This is a genomic window from Streptomyces sp. NPDC051020 (assembly GCF_040683105.1).
GTDB lineage: Bacteria > Actinomycetota > Actinomycetes > Streptomycetales > Streptomycetaceae > Streptomyces.
On sequence record NZ_JBFBCG010000040.1, the window covers coordinates 1 to 22,921 of the forward strand.

At 68.2% G+C, this 22,921-nt stretch carries 19 protein-coding genes and 3 pseudogenes; 19 read left to right on the forward strand and 3 right to left on the reverse strand.

Translation table 11 applies throughout. The features are described 5' to 3' along the window. The 11 genes and pseudogenes from AB0N06_RS21900 to AB0N06_RS21950 all read left to right on the forward strand — a co-directional run. A pseudogene (locus tag AB0N06_RS21900) lies at positions 1–275 on the forward strand (hypothetical protein); the annotation flags it as partial. A 60-nt stretch (positions 276–335) separates the two neighbouring features. After that, on the forward strand, positions 336–812 hold the full coding sequence (locus tag AB0N06_RS21905) for a hypothetical protein (protein WP_366136360.1): 477 nt from the start codon (positions 336–338) through the stop codon (positions 810–812). A 460-nt stretch (positions 813–1,272) separates the two neighbouring features. After that, the gene (locus tag AB0N06_RS21910; RefSeq protein ID WP_366136361.1) at positions 1,273–1,812 is read left to right on the forward strand and encodes a helicase associated domain-containing protein; all 540 of its coding nucleotides are present in this window, start codon (positions 1,273–1,275) and stop codon (positions 1,810–1,812) included. 75 nt (positions 1,813–1,887) lie between these two features. Further along, positions 1,888–2,160: a hypothetical protein gene (locus AB0N06_RS21915; protein ID WP_366136362.1), complete on the forward strand. Its 273-nt coding sequence runs from the start codon at positions 1,888–1,890 to the stop codon at positions 2,158–2,160. A gap of 79 nt (positions 2,161–2,239) precedes the next feature. Then, positions 2,240–5,677 (forward strand): phosphocholine-specific phospholipase C, encoded by a 3,438-nt coding sequence (locus AB0N06_RS21920; protein WP_366136363.1) that lies wholly within the window; start codon positions 2,240–2,242, stop codon positions 5,675–5,677. Positions 5,678–5,803: 126 nt separating this feature from the next. Further along, positions 5,804–6,319, forward strand: a complete 516-nt coding sequence (locus tag AB0N06_RS21925) for a transposase (protein ID WP_366136364.1) — start codon at positions 5,804–5,806, stop codon at positions 6,317–6,319. A 170-nt stretch (positions 6,320–6,489) separates the two neighbouring features. After that, positions 6,490–7,278: a VOC family protein gene (locus AB0N06_RS21930; RefSeq protein WP_366136365.1), complete on the forward strand. Its 789-nt coding sequence runs from the start codon at positions 6,490–6,492 to the stop codon at positions 7,276–7,278. Between the two features lie 1,517 nt (positions 7,279–8,795). Further along, entirely contained in the window at positions 8,796–10,868 is a 2,073-nt protein-coding gene (locus AB0N06_RS21935; RefSeq protein ID WP_366136366.1) for a discoidin domain-containing protein, read from the forward strand. Between the two features lie 350 nt (positions 10,869–11,218). Continuing rightward, positions 11,219–12,250 carry a hypothetical protein gene (locus AB0N06_RS21940; protein WP_366136367.1) on the forward strand — a complete coding sequence of 344 codons (1,032 nt, stop codon included), beginning with the start codon at positions 11,219–11,221 and terminating at the stop codon, positions 12,248–12,250. Between the two features lie 456 nt (positions 12,251–12,706). Continuing rightward, positions 12,707–13,864 (forward strand): nuclear transport factor 2 family protein, encoded by a 1,158-nt coding sequence (locus tag AB0N06_RS21945; protein WP_366136368.1) that lies wholly within the window; start codon positions 12,707–12,709, stop codon positions 13,862–13,864. Between the two features lie 107 nt (positions 13,865–13,971). Further along, positions 13,972–14,160: pseudogene (locus tag AB0N06_RS21950) on the forward strand (transposase); the annotation flags it as partial. 238 nt (positions 14,161–14,398) lie between these two features. On the opposite strand, the gene AB0N06_RS21955 reads toward AB0N06_RS21950, so the two are convergent. After that, complete coding sequence (locus tag AB0N06_RS21955; protein WP_366136369.1) at positions 14,399–14,986, reverse strand: hypothetical protein; 588 nt, start codon at positions 14,984–14,986, stop codon at positions 14,399–14,401. A gap of 470 nt (positions 14,987–15,456) precedes the next feature. On the opposite strand from AB0N06_RS21955, the gene AB0N06_RS21960 reads away from it, so the two are divergent. From AB0N06_RS21960 to AB0N06_RS21975, 4 genes are all read left to right on the forward strand, one after another. Next, on the forward strand, positions 15,457–15,858 hold the full coding sequence (locus AB0N06_RS21960) for a hypothetical protein (RefSeq protein WP_366136370.1): 402 nt from the start codon (positions 15,457–15,459) through the stop codon (positions 15,856–15,858). An 85-nt stretch (positions 15,859–15,943) separates the two neighbouring features. Continuing rightward, on the forward strand, positions 15,944–16,360 hold the full coding sequence (locus AB0N06_RS21965; protein ID WP_366136371.1) for an SsgA family sporulation/cell division regulator: 417 nt from the start codon (positions 15,944–15,946) through the stop codon (positions 16,358–16,360). 195 nt (positions 16,361–16,555) lie between these two features. Then, positions 16,556–17,728 carry an aromatic acid exporter family protein gene (locus tag AB0N06_RS21970; RefSeq protein WP_366136372.1) on the forward strand — a complete coding sequence of 391 codons (1,173 nt, stop codon included), beginning with the start codon at positions 16,556–16,558 and terminating at the stop codon, positions 17,726–17,728. A 219-nt stretch (positions 17,729–17,947) separates the two neighbouring features. After that, entirely contained in the window at positions 17,948–18,199 is a 252-nt protein-coding gene (locus AB0N06_RS21975) for a hypothetical protein (protein ID WP_366136373.1), read from the forward strand. A 101-nt stretch (positions 18,200–18,300) separates the two neighbouring features. Here AB0N06_RS21975 and AB0N06_RS21980 read toward each other — a convergent pair. Continuing rightward, a pseudogene (locus AB0N06_RS21980) lies at positions 18,301–18,471 on the reverse strand (ATP-binding protein); the annotation flags it as partial. 413 nt (positions 18,472–18,884) lie between these two features. Beyond that, positions 18,885–20,228, reverse strand: a complete 1,344-nt coding sequence (locus AB0N06_RS21985; protein ID WP_366136374.1) for an MFS transporter — start codon at positions 20,226–20,228, stop codon at positions 18,885–18,887. A 107-nt stretch (positions 20,229–20,335) separates the two neighbouring features. Between AB0N06_RS21985 and AB0N06_RS21990 the strand changes: the two genes are divergently transcribed. The 4 genes from AB0N06_RS21990 (at position 20,336) to AB0N06_RS22005 (ending at position 22,884) form a co-directional block, all read left to right on the forward strand. Further along, the gene (locus AB0N06_RS21990) at positions 20,336–20,956 is read left to right on the forward strand and encodes an XRE family transcriptional regulator (protein WP_366136375.1); all 621 of its coding nucleotides are present in this window, start codon (positions 20,336–20,338) and stop codon (positions 20,954–20,956) included. Positions 20,957–21,034: 78 nt separating this feature from the next. Continuing rightward, a complete protein-coding gene (locus AB0N06_RS21995; RefSeq protein WP_366136376.1) occupies positions 21,035–21,271 on the forward strand; it encodes a hypothetical protein in 237 nt (78 codons plus the stop codon). Positions 21,272–21,376: 105 nt separating this feature from the next. Beyond that, positions 21,377–21,877, forward strand: coding sequence for a hypothetical protein (locus AB0N06_RS22000; RefSeq protein WP_366136377.1), 501 nt, complete (start codon positions 21,377–21,379; stop codon positions 21,875–21,877). A gap of 455 nt (positions 21,878–22,332) precedes the next feature. Then, positions 22,333–22,884: a hypothetical protein gene (locus AB0N06_RS22005; protein WP_366136378.1), complete on the forward strand. Its 552-nt coding sequence runs from the start codon at positions 22,333–22,335 to the stop codon at positions 22,882–22,884. Positions 22,885–22,921: the final 37 nt, after the last annotated feature.

Genomic DNA, 22,921 nt, shown 5'->3' on the forward strand with positions numbered 1-22,921 from the left:
GGGATGGGGTATCCCCTGCTCGAACGGAGTTGAGAGCTTGGGGAAGGACGGCACCGCCCCCGCACGACCGGAGCGATCGTGCGGGGCATCGGACCGTCCAGGCCGGACCAGGTGACCGGGGGCGTGAGGGAACCCGCCCACCCACAACGGACCGGCCCCCCGGAGAGCCGGCGCCGAGCGGGACGCGAAAGCGGGGACCCAGCGCATCCAACACCGTTCGGGATGCGCCCAGTACGCAGCAGTGGGCCCAGGACTCACTTATGCACACTGGCTAGGAACGGTACGAGCTCACCCGGGACCAGGTTGTGCCGGTCACTGACGAAGAGCTCGACCAGATGCCACTGCCAACCGCGAAGGCGATCGAGGCGTTGGACTCGGCCTGGCCGGAGCCGCGCAAGAAGCTGCCGCCGAGGGCGACCGGGCTGGACCGCTACAAGCCGGTGATCGACGAGATCCTGCGAGCGGACTTGGACGCGCCGCGCAAGCAGCGTCATACGGTCACCCGGATCTTCCACCGGCTGGTCGAGGAACACAGCGCCGACGTCTCCTACGGGATGGTCCGCTACTACGTCGCGGCCCGGAAGCCCGAGATCCTGGTCGACTCGGGCAAGGCGCCGCTGGAGGCGTTCGTCCCCCAGACCCACCAGCCCGGTCACGAGGCGGAGGTCGACTTCGGCGACGTGACGATCCGCCTCGCCGGCGAGCTGGTGACCTGCTACCTGTTCTCCTTCCGCCTGTCGTATTCGGGCAAGGCCGTCCACCGACCCGTTGACCGCACTATCGGTGTGTCCTCCGCCTTCGCGATCGGGTAAGCGAGGAGTCTCCGTCTGGAGCAATGACACGTGGGCGGAGATGCGATGGCTCAGGATGCTTGTCCTCCGGAGAACAGCCCTGCTGGGTTGGTGGTGCCGCGGGTCGGGAGGGTGGTCGAGACCCGAGATGCCTCCCTGCCTTGGCAGGTGCTGGACGGCGCAGGGCTGCCGATCGCGCCGGAGAGCGAGTTCCTGCGCGAGCTCGTGGCCTGTGGAAGCACGGCGGCTTCCTGTCGCTCTCCTACATCTATGGCCTGCTGCGCTGGTTCCGGTTCCTGGCAGCGGTGGAGGTGACGTGGAACCGTGCAACAGATGCTCGAAGCCCGCAGCCGGTGCGGCCAGAGCCGCGCCCCGTCGGGCCGAGTGCCGCACCCCCACCTCGACGGTCGCCCAGTCGTAGCTTCGCAACCCTTGGAGCCCTGACCGCAACCTGGTCCTACTCGACAAGGTCCCGGTGGGGGTGCTGGGCATCGCCGACCGGCTGCGTCCCGACGCCGATGTCTCGGCGGCGGGTCTCGTCGAGAGCGTCATCGATCAGGGCGGCGCCGATTCCGCACCCAAGTTGGCGAGCGGTGCCAACTCGGCTGCCCAGTCACACCTGGAGGAGATCGTGCCCAGCGTGACGCTTCGCGGAGACGACATCGGACGCTGGCTCACCTCCCAGGCCCGGGACTGGACCCGCCTCAACCCGGAGCAGCAACGGCGGCTGAGTGAGCTGGGCGTGAAGCCGTCTGTACGGCCCTCTGCCGCCCACGTGCCACGCCCCGCAAGAACAGGAGCAGGGCGCGGCGCCGATGCCTTCCAACGCGGTCTACAGGCACTCACCCAGTACATCGCACGCGAAAGAAAAACCGTCGTCCCGCGCGGGCACACCGAGCACCTCGAAGACGGCACGTCTGTGCGACTCGGCGTGTTCCTCAGCAACCAAAAAAGCCGACGCCACCGACTCACCCAAGACCAACTCGCCGCCCTCGCCAACCTCGGACTCCACTGGGCGTAGCAGGCGCAGCAGGGCGGTGAAACCAGACGCTTCATACCAACCGGCAACCAACCGACCTACATCATCACCAAAAGAATGAGCGGCCTGAACGCCTCCATGCTGCTACTTGCGGACGCCGGCTTCGACGCGGCGGAGTTCCTGCGCGACGTCGCCGCGTCCGGCGCGCAGTTCCTGGTGCGCTCCTCCGCCTGGCGCCGCCCGACCATCCAGTACCGCCGGTCGGATGGCTCCTACCTGGCCCGCCTGCCCGGCGCCTACCGGGCCGGGCAGGGCTACGGCGCGCTGCCGGTGCCCGTAATCGAGGCGTGGATCACCGCCTGGCCATGCAACGGCGGGCGGAACGTTTGATGTCGCTGAGCGAACAGTTGGCGAAGCTCCGCCACTCAGGGTTACATCGTGTTCATGGAGGCGATCTAGCCTCCGCGGCATGTCTGATATCTCTCGTCGCAAACTTCTCGGTGCCCTCGCCGGTGGCACCGCACTTTCTTTTCTGCCCCCGTCACTGCTTCAGGCGATGGCCGCGCCGATGCCCAGCGGCGGTATGCGCGCGATCGAACACGTGATCATTCTGATGCAGGAGAACCGTTCTTTCGACAACTACTACGGCACTCTCAAGGGTGTGCGCGGCTTCGGCGACCGTACGCCGCTGCGTCTGCCCACCGGGGCCACGGCCTTCGAGCAGCCGCGGTCCGGCGGTGGCGAGGTCCTGCCGTTCTCGGCCCGGCAGGCGGCGGTCGACGCCGGCCGCCCCGAGAGCGACATCCAGTACCTCGGTTCGCTCGCGCACGGCTTCTCGGACGGCATCCAGGCCCGGGCGAACGGCTGGTGGAACGACTGGGTCGCGGCCAAGGGCCAGAGCACCATGGCCTTCTACGACCGGCGCGACATCCCCCTCCAGTACGAACTGGCCGACCGTTTCACCATCTGCGACGCCTACTTCTGCTCGGTCTACGGCTCGACCAACCCCAACCGCAACTACCTGTGGACCGGAACGACCGGCTACGAGCCGGGCAGCGTCAACCGGGCTGTCACCAACGCCGCGTACTCCTACACCCACCCGGGATACGACTGGACGACGTACCCCGAGCGCCTGGAGGCCGCCGGCGTCTCCTGGCAGATCTACCAGGAGTGGGACAACTTCACCGACAACGCGGTGGAGTACTTCCGGCCCTGGAAGGAGATCGGCCGGAAGATCCTTTCCAAGGTGAGCGGCCAGTACTCCACCACCGAGCAGTTCTACGACGGCCTTTGGAGCAAGACCGCAGAGCAGCGGAAGGCCGCGCTGGCCCAGTTCCAGCAGGGCGTCGACTCACTGACCGAGACGGAGCGCCGACTGTTCATGCGGGGCGCCTACCGCTCCGAGCCGGACACCCTCGTCCAGCGGATCAAGTCCGACATCAAGAACGGCACGCTGCCGAAGGTCAGTTGGCTGGTTCCGACGGCAGCGCTCTCCGAGCACCCCAGCTCCTCCACCCCGGTCGGCAGCGCCAACCTCATCTACGACCTCCTCGACGCCATCGCGAGCGACCCGAAGGCCTGGTCGAAGACGGCTGTGTTCATCAACTTCGACGAGAACGACGGCTACTTCGACCACGTGCCCGCCCCGGTCGCGTCCCGGCCCGACTCCGGCAACAGCGACGACTGGTTCAACGGCAAGCCGGTCGGCCCTGGTCCGCGCGTGCCGATGACGATCGTGTCGCCGTGGACGGTGGGCGGTTTCGTCTGCTCGGAGGCGTTCGACCACACCTCGGTCATCCGGTTCCTGGAGAAGTGGACCGGCGTCCAGGAGCCCAACATCAGCGCCTGGCGCCGCAGCGTGTTCGGCGACCTGACCTCCGCCTTCGACTTCAACCGCGGATACGCGCAGCCCAAGGTGGAGCAGCCCGGCCCGGTGCCGGCGCGGGTCGGCCGCTGGAACCCCGTACCGCCGAAGAACCAGTCGCTCCCGGAGCAGGAGGCCGGCACCCGCCCGACGCGCCCCTCCCCGTACCGGCTGTCCCTACGGGCCGACGTCACCGGCTCCGACGTCCGCCTCCGGCTCGGCAACGAGGGCACCACCGCCGCCACGTTCACCGCCTACCCCGGTGACGGCACCGCCCCGCGCGCGTGGACCGTCTCCGCGGGCGGGACCGCCGACAACACGGTCGGGTACGGCGCCGACGGCTACGACCTGCAGGTCCGCGGCCCCGGCTGGTCCGTCTGGGAGCTGCGCGGCAGCGGCGTGGGCGCCGAGGCGTACCTCGTCGAGCAGGCCGTCCCCGGCCAGGTGAAGGTCCTGTGCTCCAACCCCTCCACCGCCACCCGCACGCTCCTGGTCGGAGAGTCGGTCTACCCGCGCAACGCCGGTGACCATGTCCAGACCGTCACCCTCGCGCCCGGCGAGACCCAGACCGTGCCGATCCACCTCCCGGATCACGGGTGGTACGACGTCGTCGTCGTCGACCAGGACGACCCGGCGTTCCTGCGCCGCATGACCGGCCACCTGGCCGACGGCAAGCCCGGCGTCACCGACCCGGCGACCGGTACGGCTCCGGCGCTGGCCGCAACGATCGGCCTGCCCGGGTCGCTGCCGTCCCTGGACACGCCGTTCGCGCAGAGCAACCCGACCGATGTCGTCGTCACCGTAAGGAACCAGGGCAGCGTCCGGCTCGACGGGCTCTCGCTCGCCCTGCTCGCCCCCTCCGGCTGGACGGTCGAGCGGGCCGGTGCGGCGCCGACGGTGCTCGGCGCCGGGGACTCGGCCGATGTGCGCTTCACCGTCACACCGGCCGAGAACGCCACCGCCGGCCGACTGGTCGTCGCCGCGTACGCCGACGGCGACGGTCTGCTCAGGCTCGCTGACGCGCGCGTCCACACCAAGGTCGCCCCCGCGATGAGCGTCACGCTGACCGGCCCGGCGAGCTCGCCCGGGACTGACGGCACCGTGCTCTCGCCGGGCAGGTCGGTCACCGTGACCGCCACCGTCGCCAACGCCGGCGGCACCCCCCTCACCGACCTGGCCGCCACGCTGGCCCTTCCGGAGGGCTGGACTGCCACCCCCAAGGGCGACGTGCCGGCGTCCGTTCCGGCCCGCTCGTCCGCGCGCCTGGAGTGGGACGTCGTCGTGCCTGTCTCAGCGGCACGCGCCTCCGGCAGCCTCAAGGCGACCGTCACGGCGAAGCTGCGCGGCGGCGCCATGGAGGCGGCCGCGTCCCTGTCCGCCAAGACCGGACCGGTCATGATCGGCTACCTGCTCGCGGAGGACTTCGAGTCCGTCGCCCCCGCGCTCGCCCCGGCGGCCGATCTCAGCCGGCCCGGCCTGCTCGGCTGGACCCGGACCACCCCCGCGGGCTGGACGGTCACCAACGCGTCGGCCATGCCACAGGGCACCCGGGAGCTGCAGGGCTGGACCTTCCTGTCCAAGCAGTTCTGGTTCCCCGGCGGGCAGGACCGCCCCAACTTCAGCCGAGCCCTCGGCGTCGTCGCCGTCGCCGACCCTGACGACTGGGACGACACGGGCAGCCCGTCCGGGCGGGGCAAGTTCGACTCGACCCTGACCACCCCGGCGGTGACCATCCCGTCGGGCACCTCCACCCTCCACCTGGGCTTCGACTCCCACTACCGGCAGGAGAGCCCGCAGGAGGCCGAGGTCACCGTCGAGTTCGACACCGGCGCCAAGGTCCAGCTGCTGCACTACAGCAGCGCCACCTCCGGGAACACCAACCAGGGCAAGGACCAGGAGAACCGGCTCGTCCGGCTTTCCTGCCCCGTCCCGGCAGAGGCCACTTCGGCGAAGGTCAACTTCCGGATCTTCAACGCGGGCAACAACTGGTACTGGGCGATCGACAACGTCCGCCTGGGCACCAGCCCGATCGCCGACGCCTGACCGGCCGGCAGCCTGACCCGCGCGGGGACGCATGGTCGTCCCCGCGCGGGGCCTGTACCGCGTGAAATCCTCGGATTGGCGCGTTGACCAGGTGTTTTGTATCAGGCTGCTTGTCGGTGCTCGTGGATGAGTCCATCGAGCAGCTGGGCGTTATCCGACCCTGATCGTGGCGCGATTCACCAAGGGCCAGTGCCAGCCGTGTCCGGACCGCCCCGGTGCACCAGCTCCCGCGATAGCGCCCGGAACGTGGGCTTGCCCCCGCGAGAGCTCCGCGACCTGCAAGTCCGCGTCCGCACCGAGCAGCAGACCCCCGGCTGGAAGGCCCGCTACGCGGTCCGCTCCTCAGTGGAAGGCACCATCAACGAGTTCGCCCACGGACACGGCATGCGCCACTGCCGCTACCGAGGACAGCCGAAAGCCCACCTGCAACACGTGCTCACGGCCATCGCCGTGAACATCGAGCGCCTCAGCGGCCGACCAGTGACCGAGGAAGCTCCCTCACCCCGCCGCCGACCGCCTTTCAGACCTTCCTGGACCAGCGTGAAATGCCCCGGTCGAAGTCCTGGCGAACCCTCGGAAGCTAACCTCGACCACCTCAAGATCCCCGACAGAGTCAAGCTAAGAAGTCATCTCATTCGGTGAGTCGACGGTGGCAGATCAGGGTCCTGTTTGACTCACTCGCAGTCGGGGCAGGGCCGAATGGCTGGCCCAAAGCGTCTGGTGCGCCACTCGGGGCGGCGCCCGCTGCCACCCTGAAGGCAGGTTCCAGGGCCGCCGGCCCTGGAGGAGACCACACACGACGGGAGCACCTCATGCTGACCTCCACGCAGGTCCCGGGCGGGCTGAACTGGCTCGACCTGGGAACCCCCGACATCGACGCGGCCGTCGCTTTCTACCAGGGCGTGTTCGGCTGGGAGTTCGTCTCCGCGGGACCCGAGGCCGGGGGCTACGGCTTCCTGCGGAAAGACGGCCGGACGGTGGCCGCCGTCGGCCCGCTGACGGAGGAAGGTGCGAGCTCCGCGTGGACGGTGTACTTCCGCACCGTGGACGCCGACGCCACTACCAAGGCCGTCGAGCAGGCGGGCGGCTCGGTTCGCTTCCTTCCGACGGACGTCTTCACGGCCGGGCGGATGGCTGGCTTCACCGACCCGGCGGGCGCCGACTTCGCCGTGTGGCAGCCCGGGGACACCGACGGCCTGGAGCTCGTCAACGAGCCCGGCAGCGTCAGCTGGATCGAGCTGTACACCACCGACTCCGCGGCGGCGAAGGACTTCTACGGCAGCGTCCTGTCGTGGGAGACCCGGGACATGCCCATGGGCGAAGGTGTCGTCTACACCATCGCCAGTCCCGCCGGCGGCGGCGCGCAGACCATGCACGGCGGCCTCATGCAGCTGGCCCAGGGGAACCTGGACGCCGGATCGACCTCCGAATGGCACCCGTACTTCGAGGTCGAAGACTGCGACGCCACACTCTCGCGGGCCTCGGATGGGGGAGCCACCGTCATCATCCCAGCCACGGACGCCGAGGGCGTGGGGCGCTTCGCGATGCTGCTCGACCCGTTCGGGGCCCCATTCGCGGTCATCACGAGCCCCACGGCCTGACCCTCGACGGCCGCCTGAGACGGTCGTCTTCAGCACGGCGGGGAAGAAGGACGTGGAGGTGCTCAACTTCGACGTCGCGGCCCCGTTCGCGGAGTGCTCGGGCAAGGAGTTCGGTAAGAGGTCGCGCGGATAGGTGCGGTTGGGGATACCGGCAACAGAACGGGCACAGGTCCCGGTGATCATGGAGTTGCGACGCTCTGTGATCACCGGGGAGACCTGTGCCCGCGCTTCCCTCATGGCTGACCGAACCGCTCGGGGACCCATACGCGGTCCTGCTGCCCGAGCGGCCGGAGTACGGCCGCCTTTGCGTTCCGCTCAAGGGCCCGGCGGAGCAGCACGTAGGGCTTGGCGGCCACCCTTCTGGGCGGAGACACCAGCGGTGCCGAAAGCAATGACGGAGCACAGCCCGTCACTGCCCTGCGGCGCGGCGGCCGGGGCGGACTCCGCAGTGAGCCCGGTGATCAGGCGGCTTCGGCCAGCGCTATGAGCGGTGTTCGGCGGAGCGTGGTCTTCAGAGGCATGCGGGCAAAAGTCCTTTCGGTGTCATCAGTAGTTGGCCGGGGACGCTCTCTTGCAGGCGGCGGAGAAACCTTGAACCGACTGCGCCTTGGCGACCTGCTCACCAAGCACCTCACCGCGGCAGGCGGTACCGGCCGTTGGAGGCGGCCGTGACTTCCTGGCTCTTGAGCGCGGGCAACAGCGTGACGAAACTACGGCCGCCACGACGCCACGCCGCGATCTTCGCACCCGAACGGCTAAGTAGCGTTTGTGAATGTCCGATTCCTGGCACCCGCACCAGAACACACCCTCTCCCCTCGAACGAGGAAGCGTCAGAATCACGTTTAACAAGCCACTTTGGTGTGTCCTGTTAAACGAATCGAAGGTCGCGCATGCCATGCTGCGTACCCTTGCGATCCTCGCAGCATGGATTGCCAATGCGAAGAATCAGTCGCGGCCGGACAACCCAGCCTTCGCTGAGCAGGCGTCGCAGGGGTGCAGCCGGCCGTCGTAAGCGGGCGGGTGCGAGCCCGTCGGTTTCCTCGAGCCAAGCCGCCTCGACGACCTGGCTTCGGGAGAACACGGTCGGGGACATACCGGCAAGCTGGGCGAGGTCGGCGCTGCCGCAACCGCCGCATCGCGGCACCGGCCTTCGATCCCTCGCCCAGCAGGGCACGCGGCGCCAGGCTGGTGAAGGCAGCGAACTCGGCCTGCTGGGAGAGCGAGCGATGTCCGCCTCCTGCAGCAGGTGCTCCAGCCACCGCGTCCCTGGTCATCCTCATGGGCGGCCTCCTCGTCAACCGCATCCGCAGCGTGGCTTGACGATGGCCGGACGCGGGTCTGTCCGGCCGGGCCACTCGACTTCTCGACCAACCCTCAACTGAATGAATTCGAAGACGAGTTCAGCAAAGCTGAGAAATCCTCATGTTTTTTGGCTCAGACCGTTGACTCCGCCGACGGTGGTCACGATTCTGAAAACCCGTCAGTAACTTGAGTGCACATGTCAATCAAAGTGAGTGATGACCATGGCTCAACCTCCGTGCCGCAGACTCAGATCCCTCACGGTAGTGTCACTGCTCCTCGCCGTGATGGCCCTGGTACTAGGCCCGATGCCCAGCTCCGCGGCGGAGCCCGACCCCGGCTGGTGGACGCCGACCGCACGGCCCACGCCAGACGCGCAGATCGACGTCACGGGCGAGCCCTTCAAGGGCACCGACGCCCAGGGCCGCGTAAGAGGCTTCGTCGATGCCCACGACCACATCATGGCCAACGAGGGCTTCGGCGGCCGGCTGATCTGCGGCAAGCCATTCTCGGAGCAGGGCGTCGCCGATGCGCTCAAGGACTGCCCCGAGCACTACCCCGACGGCTCGCTCGCCATCTTCGACTTCGTCACCAAGGGCGGCGACGGCAAGCACGACCCCAATGGGTGGCCCACCTTCAAGGACTGGCCCGCCCACGACTCGCTGACCCACCAGCAGAACTACTACGCCGAAATCGAGCGGGCATGGCGCGGCGGCCAGCGGGTGCTGGTCAACGACCTGGTCACCAACGGCGTGATCTGCTCGGTCTACTTCTTCAAGGACCGCAGCTGCGACGAGATGACCGCCATCCGTCTTGAGGCGAAGAAGTCGTACGACATGCAGGCCTTCATCGACAAGATGTACGGCGGCCCAGGCAAGGGCTGGTTCCGGATCGTCACCAACAGTGCGCAGGCCCGCGAGGTCATCGAGCAGGGCAAGCTGGCTGTCGTCCTGGGGGTCGAGACTTCCGAGCCGTTCGGCTGCAAGCAGATCCTGGACATCGCGCAGTGCAGCAAGGAAGACATCGACCGCGGCCTGGACGAGCTGCACGAACTGGGCGTGAGCAGCATGTTCCTGTGCCACAAGTTCGACAACGCCCTGTGCGGGGTGCGCTACGACTCCGGCGCCCTCGGTACGGCGATCAACGTGGGCCAGTTCCTGTCGACCGGCACCTTCTGGAAGACGGAGACCTGCCACGGCCCGCAGCACGACAACCCCATCGGCAACGCGGTGGCGACGGAGGCGGAGAAGCAACTGCCGGAGGGGGTGGCCGTTCCTTCGTACGCCTCGGGCGCGCAGTGCAACACCCGCGGGCTGACCAGCCTGGGTGAGTACGCGGTACGCGGGCTGATGAAGCGCCACATGATGCTGGAGGTCGACCACATGAGCGTCAAGGCCGCAGATCAGGCCTTCGATGTCCTCGAGTCCGAGTCGTACCCGGGCGTCATCTCCTCACACAGCTGGATGGACCTGGGGTGGACCGAGCGGCTCTACAAGCTCGGTGGGTTCGCCGCCCAGTACATGAGCGGCTCCGCGGCGTTCAGCGCGGAGGCCGGGCGCACGGACGCGTTGCGCGAGAAGTACCAGGTCGGTTACGGCTACGGCACCGACATGAACGGCGTCGGCGGCTGGCCGGGCCCGCGGGGCGGGGACACCCCCAACCCGGTGAAGTACCCCTTCCGCAGCACGGACGGCGGCTCGGTGATCGACAAGCAGACCACCGGTGAGCGCACGTGGGACTTCAACACCGATGGCGCGGCGCACTACGGCATGGTCCCGGACTGGATCGAGGACATCCGGATCGTCGGCGGCCAGGGGGTCGTCGACGACCTCTTCACGGGTGCCGAGTCGTACCTGCGCACCTGGGGGAACGCCGAGAAGCACAGGTCCGGGGTGAATCTGGCCTCGGGTGCGGCCGCCTCGGCGTCCACGTCGGAGTGGTGGAACCCGTTCGTCAGCTTCGCTCCCGGCAAGGCCGTGGACGGAGACAAGGACACCCGCTGGGCCAGCGAGTGGCAGGACGACCAGTGGCTGCAGATCGACCTCGGATCCGCGAAGCCGGTCAAGCGCGTCACCCTCGACTGGGAGGCGGCATACGCGAAGTCGTACCGCATCGAACTGTCGCAGGACGGCAAGAGCTGGCAGACGGCATGGTCCACGGCCGCTGGTGACGGCGGCCTGGATACAGCATGGTTCACCCGAACTCCGGCGCGCTACGTACGAATGCACGGCCTGGAGCGCGGCACCAAGTGGGGCTACTCACTCCAAGAGGTCGGCGTCTACAGCGACTGACGGCACCGGCGGCGGTGTCCCGGGCCGGGACCGGCCGGATCAACTCTCCCGATCCGGCCGGTCTGACATCCCGGCACGCCCCGAAGAGCGCAGGCGCCCTGCCGGTGCCAGCGCCTGCGCGAGTGCGGGATGAATGCGGAACGGGTCGAACCGAGTGGCCGTCGATACACCACTCCAGCGGACGTGACCTCTGTTCGCGAGAATGGACGGCAGCCGTGCACCGGTTGGGGAGGCAGTCAACGCCTGCCTGCGAATCGAAATGTTCACGGGTTCTGACAGCACTGGTGTAGAGGCGGTTGCCTTCGGGGGCGCTGCATCACGGCGCTCGGCGGCTGTCTAAGGTCACGTGCATGTCGAGGACCACACCACCGCGCCCGCTCGATGTCGAGGCGCTCTTCCCGGAGCTGTCGGCCTACCGGGGCACCACCACCCGGCTCCATCCGCGCCCGGGCCGACCGGACGTGGCGGACAGTTCCGTGGGCGGTCCGCTGCTGTGGCCGACGGACGAACCCTGGCCGGTATGCACCGAGCCTCACAGCCACGTGCGTGGCCGGCGCCCGGCGGACATCCACCGGCAGCGGCAGATCCTGGCTTCCGCTTGGCTCCGTGAACCGAACCCCGGCCCCACGGACGAGGAACTGCGACTGCTGGAGCAACTGGAGCAGGAACACCGCGTCGAAGAGGCCGTTGCGAACGGTCCGCTGCCGCTGATCGGCCTTGCGCAGCTGTACCGGAGGGACATCCCCGACCTGCCGGCCGGGCCGGACGACTGCGATCTGCTCCAGGTGTTCTGGTGCCCCTTCGACGCACACGGCCCCACCGGCTACGGCATGCTGCTCGACCTGCGCTGGCGCCGGTCGTGGGAGGTCGCCGAGGTACAGACAGCGCCGCCGCAGCCGCAGGTCGTCGGTTTCGAGGGGTACGTGCCCGAGCCGTGCGTGCTGCACCCGGAGCAGGTGGCCACCTACCCGTTCGCCGGCCTCCTCCCGGAGGACCTGTGCACCCGGATCGACGCCTGGGAAGAAGCGCTGGAGGAGGAGGCCGAGCAGTCGACAGACGAAGATGCCGCCGAGCCGATGAACTACCAGTGCGACCTGTCCACCCCACCAGGCTGGCGTGCCGGCGGTTTCGCCTCCTGGCACGCCACCGACCCATCCCCCATGAACTGCCGAACCTGCTCGACACCGATGCACCTGCTGCTGACCATCGACAGCTCGGAATGGGACGGCGGCAGCGGCAGCTGGAAGCCACTGGAAGAACAGGACCTGCCCACACACATGTACGCCCGTCCAACCGAGGTCACCGTGGGCCGCTGGGGCGAACTCAACATCTTCGCCTGCCCCGAAGAGCCCAGCCACCCGCACCGCTGGATCATCCAGTAGGCCACTGGGCCATGACCAATGCCGTACTTGAGGACGTCCGCTCCCCCAGGGCTGCGGCGTTCGCGCGGCGCTGTGGCCGACGGCCGAGTGCCGTCGTTTCTCACGAACATCGAACACGGCACAGTCCGGGTGCCTCCCAAACCACTGAGCACCCGCTGCCCAAACCCGTGAACAAAGCCAACCGAGCCCTGCGCCGACTCCTTCGCCCTGGACGAGGTCGGCATCATCTACCTCATGGCGATCCGCGCGTGGGCCACGGACGCCCCCGCCGCCGCTGCTCCGGGCATCGCCCGCACCATCGCGCACTTCGTCGGCCAGCCCGGCATACGGTCACGAAGGTCCGCCACACAGTCAAGTCCATGGCGGCAGTATGCCCAGTCAGTATGCGGGCCCCGCAGGGCGGGCATGCGAAATCTGCGCTTGTCGCATCCACTGAGGTGCACCACTGTGGCGAGCATGACCACATCGCACACGATCGCCGTCCTCGGTCTGGGGCGCATGGGCGGCGCGATCGCGACACGCCTGGTTGCCCAGGACTGGGACGTCGTCGGCTGGACACGCTCGGGGCGCACATCAGGCACCGTCAAGACGACCGGCGACCCGAACGAGGCCGTGGCCCAGGCAGACCTCGTCCTCCTGACGTTGTTCGACGGCCCGGCCTGCGAACAAGTCCTCGACGATGTCCGTGGCTCACTGCGAACCGACTCGATCGTGCTCAACACCAGCACCATCGCCCCCGCCGAAGCATCGAGGCTGGCCCGGAAACTCGGCCCGTCCTACGTCCACGCGCCTCTGCTCGGCTCGGTGCCGTCTGCTGCCGCCGGAGCCCTGCAGATCCTCGCCGCCGCCGACCAGGAGACACTTGACCGAGTTCGACCGGTTCTGGAAACGCTGGGCACCGTTCGGCGCGTGGACGACGCCTCCACCGCCGCCGCGCTCAAACTGATCGCCAACAACAGCCTCGCCGGAGCCGTCCTCGCGCTGCGCGACTCACTGCGGCAAGCCGACGCCCTCGCCCTGCCCCGTACCCAGACGCTGGACGTCCTCGAACTCGGCCAACTCGGCGGGCTCGTGACCCGCAAGCGACACTTCCTCCTCGATGAGCCAACAGCTGCCACGGCCGAATTCACGATCGGTGCGCTGGCCAAGGACATGGCTCTGCTGGCCGCCGCGTCCAACACCCCCTTGCGCAGCGCAACGGGCCTGGCCGACAACCCTACTGCTCTTGAGGCCGATATCGCTGTTGCCGCCACGGTCCCCGCCGTGGAGGAGGCCGTACTCGAACCGCTCCGCGCCTACATCCGCGGACACGCCACCGGCGACTCCACCCACTTCCGCAACGCGTTCCTTCCCACCGCCCACATCGAAGGGATCCGAGACGGCGAATTCGTCTCCTGGCGCCTGGACGAATACTGCACCCTCTTCCAGGGCCAGCCGGCCCCGGACAAACCGACCCGCACTCGCTGCATCGACGCCATCGATGTCCACGAGACCGTCGCGACGGCCACTATGACGCTCTCGCACGGGGCAGACACGTTCACCGATATCTTCCTGCTGGTCCGTGCAGCTGACGGCTGGCGCATCGCCAACAAGGCTTATCACCGCCACTCCTGAGAGAGCGGGAACCGATTCTTGCCCTCGGGGAACGATCACCACGCACACGGGGAATGATCTTCAGAGCCTCTTGTCGCCGCACGTCACGTGTACTCGTGAACACCCCTCGGCCGGCACTGTCTGCGGCGGTTCTCTCTCTGGTGTCGCTCCTGCAGTTCGCCGAGGGGCTCTCCGACCATCAGGCTGTCCTGGCTGCCAGGGCCCGTATCGACTGGACGTACGCCCTCGGTCTGGAGCTCGAGGACCCGGGGTTCGACCATTCAGTGCTGAGCGAGTTCCGAGATCGGCTGGTCGAGGGCAGTGCGGAGATACCGATACGCACCCGACGATGCCGTGCACTCCCGAAGCGATGTCGTGCACTCACGCAGAAAGTGCACGACATCGTCGTTGCGCGCCGGCCCCATCGAGTGCACTGCACCGGGTGGTCTCAGCGGCCGACTTCCGGCCCGCGGTGCGGATCCGGCTGCTGGGGGCGGTGCGCTCGATGCTCGTCCTTGCGCACCGGATGGGGTGCGGCGGCGTCCACACAGGACATCAGCGAGCAGCCGCCGACACGCCACCCCCGCGTCGACGCCGCCAGTACGCCACTGTCAGCACCGCCAGCAGCGGCCCCCACAGCACCAGCGGCGCATAACAGGAGTGGAACCACACGCTCGCGACCCCGGTGCCCTGCCCGGGCGCGTCGGGCGGGAGTTCGTCGCCGCGGATGGTCATCCCCATGACCGTCGTGATGGGGCTCAACAGCGAGAACACCACGGTCAGCACCGTCGCCCCCAGCGCCGCGGGCACGACCGCGAGCCTCACCGGCACCCGGCTGCCACGCAGCCCGGGCAGCCACCCCGGGAACACCTCACCCCACCGCGCGACCAGCCCGATCGCCGTGAACGCCAGCAGTTCGGACACCACCGACAGCATCGGGACGTACAACCGCTCGCCCACGCTCAACCCGCTGTCGAACACCGCCGGCAACTGCCAGATACTGGACGGCAGCACGACCAGCGGAACGGCGTACGCGAGCCGCCGCGTCCACACCGAGACTCCGGGCACCGGCTCGTGCGCGGCCTGCCACGCGGTACGGAGCCGTCCGACACCCATCGGCGCGCCCATGACGCTGTGGGACATGTGTACCTCCTCGATCCGGCGGGCCCGGCAGCCCGTTCGGCATCGAAGATCGCAGCTCGCGGACCGCGGGCGGATCGCTCCACGGACGTAACTCTCCTCCGTCCCCAGACGGTGCCGCCAACCCACTTAAGTCTTACGGGTGTTCGCACACGGCCGCCCGAAGTATGACGACCGGCCCGGCCGCCGTCCTCCACCGTCGTCGGGCCGATATGCCTCGGGCGGTGGGCGCACCAGCAGGGGAAAGCCCTGCGGGCCGGTGAGCTGGAGGAGCGACGCAAGACCCTACTGGACGCACCGGAAGCCGGGACGGTCTGGGAGCCGAAGAAAGCCCTAAAGGTGATGAAATATGTCACAGAAGATAAAGTTCAATGTTCAACTTATTTGGGGGTAGCGTCACCTGTGCCCCACCACCACGGGGCGCCGCCAGGGCCCCACCCACAGGGCTCCGGCGCAGAACAAGGAGAAAGACCATGAATCACACCTTCGGACGTCGCGCCGCCACCACGGCCGTCGCCCTCGCCGCCGTAGCCGGCACCCTGCTGACAGCAGGCGGCGCCGCCTCGGCAGCTCCGAACCCTGCGGTCAGCCATGCCACGGTTTCCTCCCACGCCCCGAGCACCACGCCGCCCGGCAACCACCATGGCGACCGAGGAGACGGCTACCGCGATGGCCGGAGCGACCGAAACGGCCACCACGGCGACCGGCGCTGGGACGGCCACCGCCGCTGGGAGCGCGACGGCCGGTACTGGTACAGCGACGACCACGGTCACCGTTACCGCTTCGACAACCACCGCTTCTACCAGTGGGAGCGCGGCACATGGGTCGCCGTGACCGGCAACGCGCACGGCTTCGACCACGGCATCTTCCGCTGACCGCACGGACCATGGCAAGCGCCGGGTCCGGGCACCGATCCTGCCGCCCGGGCCCGGCGCCCCCGGCCCCAACACACGTCGAACCATGACCAGTTGCGTAGAGCACATGCTCAACATGGAACTCGCGTCCCCTCTGGGTGAGCCGATCCCCATACCGACCCGCCTGCTCTACAGATCGCAGGACCCGCTCGCCGTGCAGCTCCTCTTCCGGGACGGTCTCCAGGGCCTGATCCCGTGGGTCTTCGCACGCGACCTTCTCGCCGCAGGAACTCAGGCCCTCAGCGGGGAGGGCGACGTGCGGGTCTGGCCCGCCGAGACCGGCCCCGAGGCTCTCCTGCACCTTCTCCTGTCCTCCCCCCACGGGTCCGCCCACCTCACGGCCTCACTCCCTGCGGTCGAGCGGTGGCTGCACCGCACCTACCAGCTCGTGCCTGTCGGCAGGGAAACCGAGGCACTGGACCTCGAAACCCACCTCGCTCAATTCCTGGACGGAGCACCCTGAACCTCCCCCTTGATCGCGGCCCCCCGGAGGCTCGCCCTCGGCACACACCTGAGGGCCCGCCCGGCCGCCCGCCCGACGCCGACCGTGACGGGCCAGAGCGACGACAGCGACGGCAGCGCACCCAGGTGGCGCCACGAGTGACCGTGGCCGACGTCACGAGGTCAAAACGGGACAAACGATGCCATTATCAATGTCGTGCAAGATTCAATCATCCAGTTGGGGAGCGTGCCGGTGGCGATGACACAGCCGATACGTCGCCTCACCGGCCGACTCCGCACCACACGGGCCGACCACGTGGTGCACGGCTCCAAAACCCTCATCGCTGCACTGCTCACCTGGGGCATCGTGGCCCCTTGGTCCCCCGAGGGGCGGCCCTACATGGCGGTTGCCACGGCCCTGCTCATGGTCAACGCCTCCACGGTCTACCAATCCGTGACCAAGGCGACACAAAGTGTAGTGGCGAGGGTTGTTGGGCTGGTCCTCGCCCTCGCGACGGCCCGGCTGCTGGGACCGACCGCGGGCGCCGTCGCGGTCATCGCGGTCATCGCGGTCCTGGCGGGCCCCCGCCGCACCGCTGACGACCGTCTCCAGATCGCCTCCACCGCAGTCGTCGCGCTGGCCGCCACCGCAACCGATCCCCTGGGCAGTCTCGTATCCCCCGCGCTCCAAACGCTCACCGGCGCGGCCGTGGGCATCGCGGTGAACGCGCTCGTCCTGCCTCCGCTCTACCTGAACGAGTCCGATTCCGCCGTACGCGACCTGGCCCGCTCCATGGGAACACTGCTGCACGACATGGGTACCGGCCTCTCCCGGCGACAGCTCACCTCGAAGGCCCACAACTGGCTGCACCAGGCGCGCAACCTGGACAAACGCCTCACTCGCGCAGAGGAAAAGGTGCGACAGGCCGACGAGAGCCTGCGATGGAACACACGCTGCGTCGCGCACACGCGACGCAAGGAGACGACCTTCAACGACACATTCGCGGCCTTGCGCGGCGTGTCGATCCAAGTACGCGGAATCGCACGGACCCTGGCGGACAACGCGCACGACCACCACGCCGATCACCACCTGGGGCACCAGTTCCTCGACCGGTACGCCGAAACCCTCCACCTGGCAGGAGCGGCCGTCCAGGCATTCGTCGAATCAGGCCCCGCAGCCGGCTCACCGCAATCACCGGAATCACCGGACACATCTGCCCGTGAACGCCTGCGCGGAGCAATCGACGGCGCGCTGGCCTGGCACGACACCATGACCGACATGATCGGCCGGGGCACCCTCACCGAGCCGGGTGCCTGGCACGTCTACGGTTCACTCATGACCGACGTGGAAAGGCTGCTGGCCGACCTGGACCGCGCGGACACTCACTGACCACTCTTCACACATATCGAGTGGCACGGAGACGACGATCCGGGTGCTGTTCCCCTCGCCGACTTCGACCACGTAGGGGCCGTCGGCGATGAACCAGAGACAGGCGGTGCTGCCTCATCGTGTCCGGTCCCAGTGAAGGCTGGTCGATCTCACGAACCTGGCGATCAGTAGGTTGTGCCGTCGAACATTGAGTCGCCTGTTCAAAGGGGCGGGGCCGGGATGGAAGACCCAGAGATCACGATCAAGCTCACCCGCGATGAAGCGACGATCCTGTCGCACTGGTTGGAGCGGTTGCAGATGACCAACCTCAGCAACACAGTCGACGATCCAGCGGCATGGGCACCGATCCATAGAATCGCCGGCCAGCTGGACAAGATGCTTCCCGCCCTGTTCTTCCCTGACTACGACGAGCGGTTAGAGGAGGCCCGACGTCGCCTGCGTCCCATCGATGACGACAGCCCTGAAGACTGAGCCGCTCGAATCTCGAGACAGGGCAGCACGATCGTGACCGCGAATGCCGGACGGCCGCCGCCCGTCAGGGCGGCGGCCGTCGAGACAGGCAGCAGCAGATGTCAACCGGCCTTGGCGGGTTCCTCGGCTCGGGCTCGTGTGCTGGCGAGGCGGTAGGAGTCGGTGCCGGTCTCGATGATGGTGCCGTTGACGGTGAGGCGGTCGACGATGGCCGCGCAGAGCCGGGGGTCGGTGAACGTCTTGGTCCAGCGTGCACCGTGAGGCGCTTCGTTGTATACCCGACGCAGTCGGGATGAACGTGGAGGGAGGTTCTTGGGTCGCCGGGCTTACTTGAGCCAGAACCCGTTCTCGTGAACAAAGCCAGCCCGGTCTCGGTGAACCGCCCGGCATCTCCGACTCCGGTCGTCCTGTCCACGGCAGGTCGAGTGGCGGTCCCCTGGCACCGACAGGCTTGCCCACCCGGCCCAAGGAGAAAAGGACACCTCTTCCTGTCCAGCAGGACGAGGTGTCCGCGCGGCAGCCCGCTGACTCGCACCCGGTGGTTCTGCTCGCCACAACGGACAGCGGTTGCTCGGCAGTTTGAGCAGCGGGCCGTTACTGATCCCAGTTCGAACAGTTCCCGAGTTCCGAGAGCACTTCTTCACCCTTTCGGCCTCGCCGCTTGGGCCAGGAGGAACAGGAGGAGTCAGCAGCCGGCCACCAGGATCCAGCCCGGGCGTGAGGCCTGTGCGAGCCCTGCCGGGTCGGCATGCGCGACGAGTGCGCCGGCGAGGGCGATGCCGAGCGCGGACCCGACCTGTCGCGCGGTGGACGTGATCGCGCCGGCCACGCCGGCGCGGGCCGGGGGCAGCCCGCTGACGGCGGTGTTGGTGATCGGCGCGTTGGCGAAGCCGAAGCCGATGCCGACGAGCAGGTAGGCGACCAGGAGCAGGAGCAGGCTCGTGTGCCGGTCGAGCCCGACCAGGCACAGTCCGCCGGCCGTGAAGAAAAAGCCGGCCATGGTCAGCGGCAGCCTCGGTCCGAGACGACCGACCAGACGGCCGGACCAAGGGGCGCAGACGGTCGCTCCGGCGGCCATGGGCAGGGTCGCCACCCCGGCGGCCAGCGGCGAGAATCCCCGGGTGTGCTGCAGGTAGAGGGTGTTGAGCAGCAACGTGACGTTCAGGGCGACGAAGACGGCCACGGCCCCGAGAACGGCACTGCTGAACAGCGGACTGCAAAACAGTCGAAGATCCATCAGCGGCTCGGACCGGCGGGACTCGACCCACACGAAAGCGACCGCCGCCAGGGACGCGAAGCCGTAGGCGGCCAGCGCCGCCGGCGACGTCCAGCCGATGCGCGGCCCCTCGATCAGGACGCCGACGCCGACGCCGATGACCACGCTCAGCAGGGCCTGCCCCGGGATGTCGAGTCGCCGGGCCCGCGGCCCCCGGGACTCGGGCACGAACACCACGCTGAGCACCAGGGCGATCAGGATGACCGGAGCGTTGATCCAGAACAGCGACCGCCAGCCGAGCCCGGTGAGGAGTGCGCCGCCGATGACCGGGCCCACAGCCATGCTGAGCCCGAAGACCGACGCCCAGACGCCGATTGCCTGGGCCCGCTCCCTCGGGTCCGGCATCGTGTTCACCACGATCGCGAGGGCCACGGGACTGAGCATGGAGGCACCGACACCCTGAACGGCCCGGGACGCCACGAGCCAGCCCACCGAAGGCGCCATCGCGCAGACCAACGAGGCGACACCGAACACGATCAGCCCAAACTGGAACACCCGCCGGCGTCCGAAGCGGTCCGCCAGCGCGCCCGAGGAGATCAGCAGACCCGCCAGGACGATGGTGTACGCATCCACAGTCCACTCCAGACTGCGGATGCCGGCCCCCAGGCCGCGCCCGATGGCAGGCAGGCCCACGTTGACAATGGTGGTGTCCAGGCCCACCAGGAACATGCTCAGGCAGCAGACCGCCAGCACGCTCCAGCGCCTGCGCGCGCTCAGAACGGCCTGAACTGGGTGGATCGTCGTCGCGGTCATGGTTCGCCTCTCACATCGGGGAGCACCTGCCCGGCCAGGCTCAGGCAGAGCGACCGCCACCGACCAGCATTTTTGCGAAGACCGCAAACAAGTGCAGACTGACCTACATGGACGCAGAACTGGAGCAGATCCTCGACGGCATCGGTCCGCGACTGCGCACGCTGCGCCGCGACAAAGGACTCACGCTGGAGGCGCTGGCGGCCACGACCGGCATCTCGGTGAGCACGCTGTCCCGCCTCGAATCAGGCGGACGGCGCCCGACGCTGGACCTGCTCATCCCCCTTGCGCGCGCGTACCGCGTCGCACTCGACCAACTCGTGGCCGCACCGGCCACCGGTGACCCCCGGGTGCATCTCACGCCCTTGCGCAAGACCGAGGGCAGCGTCCTCGTGCCCCTGACCCAGTACCCGGGCCGGGTGCAGGTGTTCAAGCACATCCTCGCGCCCCGCGAGCCGAAGCTGGTCACCCACGAGGGATACGAGTGGCTCTACGTCCTCGCAGGCGAGCTGCGCCTCATCCTCGGCGACCACGAATACACGCTCCGCCCTGGCGAAGTAGCCGAGTTCGACACCACAGAACCGCACTGGTTCGGCCCGGCGGACACCACCGCTGCGGAGATCCTGCACCTGTTCGGGCCCCGGGGCGACCAAGCAGTCGTCCGCGCAAGACCTTCAGCTACCGATCCCACTCTGACGACCACCACACCCCCACAGCCGACATCGCGTTGACCCGCACGACCCGGCTCAGCAGGACTCGGGAACGAAAGTGCTGTCCGAACTCACGTTCTGGCACAGGTTCTGCGGAGCATGACGGGCGCCGGCCTGTACACAAAGACCGAAAACTGGGACAAGACCTTGGGTGATGAAAAGATCGGGGGCAGCGCCGAAGTCACGTCACAGGGCGACAAGTTCACGATGACGATCACGGTCCACGCCGTGGACCGCTACGACTTCAACAAGGATATGAAGGACAGGCATCGGGTGCGTCGGACAACGAGAAATGCCGCTTCGCTACGCCCGGCTGGGCGAAACCGTTCATGGTGAACGGATCACTCACCCGAGTCGTCACATGGAACAGGGGAGACGTGGGAAGCAGCACGGTGATGACCAATGGCCCGCGGTGACGTCCGTCGGACGCGCAGGGGAGTCATGCTGGTCGCGGCACTGGCACTGATCACCAGCTGCGGCAGCGGTGTGGCCGACACGGCGAGTGTCCGAAGCCCTGCAGGGTCCTCGGCCCGCTCGCCGGAGACGGCGGAGCCGGCGCAGCCGATCGAGCGGGACAAGGAGCCGGTTCTCGAGCGATTCCCGGAGCTCGGGGACATCACCGCCGTCGAATGGGTCACGAAGGACTTCGGGAGGCCGTCGGAGATGGCGGGCCCCACGGACTTCCGTGTCTCGGGCGTGGCGCAGCTGGCCAAGGCTGATGCCGAGCGGCTCCAGCAGGAGCACGACTGGGTGCCGACCGGGGAGGCTCCGGCCACTCTGGCGGGGATCTCCTCCAGGGTGCCCCGGGGGGTGGCCTGGAAGGTGAGTGAGGGATTCACCTCCCAGGTGACGGGGGGAGCGTTCGAAGCGACGTTCTTCCTTGATCCCGAGGCCGGGGTCATGGTGTTCGACGCCGTGAGTCCGTCGGTCGCCCATCCCTGAGCACTGCCGGAGCAACACTGGGCGGCCTTCGGCTGTCGGCCGGACGCGCACGCGTACGGCCGACAGCCGGACGTCGTCGGAGGCGCTGATACGTCGACGCCGGCCGAACTTCTCGGTGAGGGTCGGGGCGAGCGAAGCAAGGCAAGCGGTCTGAAGTCGACGACCGCGGAGGCGTTGCCGTGCCAGTACGCCAGCAACACCCGGATCTCAGGAGTGATCTCGAACCGGACAAAGCGGCGTTTTCCTGGGGCCTCAGCAGTCTCGGGAGCAGTGGTGCATCGGCCAGCCACCGCCATACGGTGCGGTCCGAGACGTTCAGGCACTGTGCGGTGGTGTGGACGTGGGAGCGGGTCAGTTGGCCCTGTGCGCGAAGCGCGAGGAGACGGCGCAGTGCAGCTGGCCAGCCGGGTTCACCGGTAGTCCTGGGGCGGGGAAGAGCGATAGTACTGATGCCCATGGGACATACTGCGGCGTTTCCGCTGCTGAGGACGACTGACCTTGATGCGATCTCCTCGCTTGCCGACCGGCTCCTGGCACTGTCGGCGCCGGATTCACGGGGTGGCACCGAGATCTGGGCTGAGGTGTTGAGCCGGGCAGAGGTCAGGCGGCTGCTGGAGGCAGTCCCCGAGGCCAAGGTCGGCGAAGCGGTCGAGGAGGATGCGGCGACACCGGGAGACTTCCCTCTCCCCTTCGGGCCCGACCTGCTCTTCATGGAGCTCTCCGGTCCGGAACAAGCACATAGCGCGGCCCGCGCAGCGCTCGGCGTCCACGACCGGCTCGAGGTCTACTGGGATACCTTCCGCTGGCCGGAAGTACCGGACCTCGGGCTGGAGTGGACCTGGAAGTACGCCCGTCTTCAGGTGAGCCTGCGCCACAACGGCACCGACTTCGACAGCCCATGGACGGAAGAGCACACGCTCTTCGTCCATGTTGGCGAGGAGGAGCGCGCCGTGTGGCTTGCTGCGCAGGTGGGCGCCGAGATCATCGGTGAGCATACGATCTGCTGAGTAGCACCCGTTCAGCCCGCCCGGCCAAGTCCTCATT